Source organism: Pseudomonas sp. HMWF021 (genome assembly GCF_003061005.1).
GTDB lineage: Bacteria > Pseudomonadota > Gammaproteobacteria > Pseudomonadales > Pseudomonadaceae > Aquipseudomonas.
Genome location: NZ_QAIK01000157.1, coordinates 9,455 through 13,547 on the forward strand (window position 1 = coordinate 9,455; position 4,093 = coordinate 13,547).

Sequence of the window (4,093 nt, forward strand, 5' to 3'; positions counted from 1 at the left end):
CGGCAGTCTGCCAGTCCGGGTGTTGGTAGACGCTGTCGTCGAGCAGCAGATGCCCGGTGAGCACTTCGCCGTACACCGGTTGACCCTTGCTGCGGGCGTAAGTGATTTCGTCCAGCGCTTCCTTGGTCGAGACGTGCACCAGGTACAACGGCGTGCCGATGGTCTCGGCAATGCGAATGGCCCGGCTCGCTGCTTCGCCTTCCACTTGCGATGGCCGCGACAGCGGATGCGCTTCCGGCCCGGTGATGCCCTGGGCCATCAACTTGCGTTGCAGGTGATAGACCAGTTCGCCGTTTTCCGCGTGCACGGTCGGCACGGCACCGAGTTCCAGGCAGCGCTCGAAACTCGCCACCAACGTGTCGTCGGCGGCCATGATCGCGTTCTTGTAGGCCATGAAATGCTTGAAGCTGTTGATCCCGTGATGGCTGACCAGCTCGGCCATTTCCTCGCGCACCTGCTCGCTCCACCAAGTGATCGCGACGTGAAAGCCATAGTCCGATGCCGACTTCTCGGCCCAGCCGCGCCACTGGTGAAACGCTTCCATCAGTGACTGCTGCGGATTGGGAATCACGAAGTCGATGATCGACGTGGTGCCGCCGGCCAGACCTGCAGCGGTGCCACTGTAGAAGTCTTCACTGGCCACGGTGCCCATGAACGGGAGTTGCATGTGGGTGTGTGGGTCGATGCCGCCGGGCATCAGGTATTGGCCGCTGCCGTCGAGCACTTCGGCACCGGCGGGAATATCCAGGTTTTCACCGATGGCTTTGATCACACCGTCGGCGCAATAGACGTCGGCGCGATAACTTTCATCATGGGTAACAACGGTGGCGCCACGGATCAACAGAGACATTCCGAGTTCCTCGCAGGCATGACCGACTTGTGTCGGTTCTAAATGTTTTATTGATGAACAACGTTGATCGGCGTATTCCTGTCAGCGCTGTCAGGAATAGAAGCTAGTCGCAGTTTCACGATTGATCAAGATTATTTTTTATAAGCTTATGACTGTTTTAAGTGTATGAAAAATAACGATAAAAACTGCAAATCACCAAAATGGTGAGGCCATTCACCATTTTGACGCACTTGACAGGATGGAAATATGAGCAAGATTTCCTATGTGAAATCAGCCGCTTGAAGTTGAGCTGCGGTTGATCGCCCGTGATGAAAAAAAGTGCAATGCACCAGATTGAGTCCTGACAGTTCGAGCAACTTGGCAAACGTTTAGCCTGAGCGTGCAGACAAGTTTTCGCGGACTCTTGCGGTGAATAATTAAAACCGTGAATTATCAGAAAGTTGCAATGCGTTTGTAGCACTGCCTGAGCGTCAGACGGAGTACCCGGCACGTTTATTGATGCCGCCGCTGACACCTTGGCCGGTGCAAGAAAGTTGTCAGTTCCTCCGGCCATCGTCCGGCTCGCACCTGGTGTGCAGTCGCCTGATGAGCAAAAAAATAATCAGAAGAACAGTGGAGCGGCCATGCAACAGAACAGATCGCAAGTGACCGAGCGCGACGGCTTGTTCGAACTCGAAGCCGGCAGCGACGTCCTCGACAGTCCCCGTTATAACCACGACATGGCACCGACCAAGGTGCGCGAACGAACCTGGAACAAATGGCACATCACCGCGCTGTGGGTCGGCATGTCGGTGTGCGTACCGACCTACACCCTCGGCGGCGTGCTCACTGCGTATTTCGGCCTGACCGTCGGCGAAGCGCTGATGGCGATTCTGCTGGCCAACGTCATCGTACTGATCCCGCTGACGCTCAACGCTTTCCCCGGCACCAAGTACGGCATTCCGTTCCCGGTGCTTTTGCGTTCGTCGTTCGGCGTGCTCGGCTCCAACGTGCCGTGCCTGATTCGTGCACTGGTGGCGTGTGGCTGGTTCGGCATTCAAACGATGTTTGGCGGATTGGCGATTCACCTGTTTCTCGGCTCGATCTTCGACGGCTGGAAGTCCCTCGGCGGAACAGGGGAGGTCATCGGCTTCATGATCTTCTGGTCGCTGAACCTGTGGGTGGTGATCCGCGGCGCCGAGTCGATCAAGTGGCTGGAAACCCTGTCCGCGCCATTGCTGGTGGCGGTGGGCATCGGCCTGCTGGTGTGGGCGATGCCGAATGTGTCGATGACCGAGCTGCTGGCGATTCCACCGAAACGCCCGGAAGGCGCGAGCGTGGTCAGTTACTTCGCCGCCGGGCTGACGGCAATGGTCGGCTTCTGGGCCACGCTGTCGCTGAACATTCCCGACTTCAGCCGCTACGCCAAGAGTCAGAAGGACCAGATCCTCGGGCAGATTTTCGGTCTACCGCTGACCATGTTCCTGTTCGCTTCGCTGGGGGTGGTAATGACCGCCGCTTCGGTGAAACTGGTCGGCGTTACGGTGTCCGACCCGGTGAGCCTGATCGGGCATATCCAGAGCCCGGTATGGGTTGCCGTGGCCATGGCATTGATCATCATCGCCACGCTGTCGACCAACACCGCAGCGAACATCGTCTCGCCGACCAACGACTTCCAGAACATAGCGCCCAAGGTGATCAACCGCACCAAAGCGGTGTTGCTCACCGGCTTCGTCGGGCTGGCGCTGATGGCCCACGAGCTGCTGAAAAAACTCGGGTTGATCGTCTCCGATGTCAGCCTCGAGACCGTGTATTCCAACTGGCTGCTGGGCTATTCGAGCCTGCTCGGGCCGATCGCCGGGATCATGGTGGTGGACTATTTCCTGATCAAGAAACAGCAACTGGACCTAGCGGGGTTGTATCGCGACGACGTGTATCCGGCGTGGAACTGGGCCGGGTTTACCGCGTTTGGCGTGCCGGTAGTGCTGACCCTGCTGTCGCTGGGTAGCGATGCGTTCAGCTGGTTTTACAGCTATGGCTGGTTTACCGGTTCGGCGTTGGGTGGGGTGATTTATTACGGGTTGTGCGTGATGCGCGCTAATCCGTCGGTCGTGAAAACAGCGGTGTAAATGAGGGCCTCATCGCTGGCAAGCCAGCTCCCACAAGGATCAAGTCGTACACAAACCATGAGTTCACTCAAACCTGTGGGAGCTGGCTTGCCAGCGATGGCGGCCTGGAAAACACCACAGAAATAGCATAAGAAACTGCCTGAGGAGATCAACATGAACGCAGCCGTAGACGTTCTGCAATCCACCCATCAGCACATCAACCGCGACCGCCTCTGGGCCTCGCTCATGGAACTGGCCAGGCTTGGCGCCACGGTCAAGGGCGGGGTCTGTCGCCTGGCCCTGACCGACCTCGATCGCCAGGCCCGCGACCTGTTCGTGCAGTGGTGCAAGGACGCCGGATGCAGCGTCACGGTGGATGAAGTCGGCAACATCTTCGCCCGCCGCCCGGGGCGCAATCCGAACCTGCCACCGGTGATGACCGGCAGCCACATCGACACCCAGCCCACCGGCGGCAAATTCGACGGCTGCTTCGGCGTGCTCGCCGGAGTCGAAGTGCTGCGCACCCTCAATGACCTCGGCGTGGAAACCGAAGCGCCGCTGGAAGTGGTGGTCTGGACCAACGAAGAAGGCTCGCGCTTCGCTCCGTGCATGATGGGTTCCGGGGTGTTCGCGGAAAAATTCACCCTCGAAGAAACCCTGGCTAAAGTCGATGCCGACGGCGTCAGCGTTGGCGAAGCCCTGAATGCCATCGGCTACGCCGGGTCACGCAAAGTCAGCGGGCATAAAGTCGGTGCCTATTTCGAAGCGCACATCGAGCAAGGCCCGATCCTCGAAGACGAACAGAAAACCATCGGCGTGGTGCTCGGCGCGCTCGGGCAGAAGTGGTTCGACCTGAAGTTGCGCGGCGTCGAAGCCCACGCCGGCCCGACGCCGATGCACCTGCGCAAGGATGCCCTGGTCGGCGCCTCGGTGATTGTCGGCGCGGTCAATCGCGCCGCCCTCGGCCATCAACCCCACGCCTGCGGCACCGTCGGTTGCCTGCAAGCCTACCCCGGCTCGCGCAACGTCATTCCCGGCGAAGTGCGCATGACCCTCGACTTCCGCCATCTGCAACCGGAGCGGCTGGATTCGATGATCGCCGAGGTCAAGCAAGTCATCGACGCCACTTGCGAAGAGCACGGATTGACCTATGAAC

General features: G+C 59.2%; 3 protein-coding genes. 2 read left to right on the forward strand and 1 reads right to left on the reverse strand.

What is annotated here, in order from left to right:
- Positions 1–850, reverse strand: an 850-nt coding sequence (locus tag DBR18_RS29740; protein WP_371921136.1) for an amidohydrolase family protein, incomplete at its 3' end; no start/stop codon positions are given.
- 623 nt (positions 851–1,473) lie between these two features.
- Here DBR18_RS29740 and DBR18_RS22545 point away from each other — a divergent pair.
- Together DBR18_RS22545 and DBR18_RS22550 are read left to right on the forward strand one after the other, a co-directional pair.
- The gene (locus DBR18_RS22545) at positions 1,474–2,958 is read left to right on the forward strand and encodes an NCS1 family nucleobase:cation symporter-1 (RefSeq protein ID WP_108591974.1); all 1,485 of its coding nucleotides are present in this window, start codon (positions 1,474–1,476) and stop codon (positions 2,956–2,958) included.
- A gap of 153 nt (positions 2,959–3,111) precedes the next feature.
- On the forward strand, positions 3,112–4,093 hold a 982-nt coding region (locus tag DBR18_RS22550), incomplete at its 3' end, for a Zn-dependent hydrolase (RefSeq protein WP_108591975.1).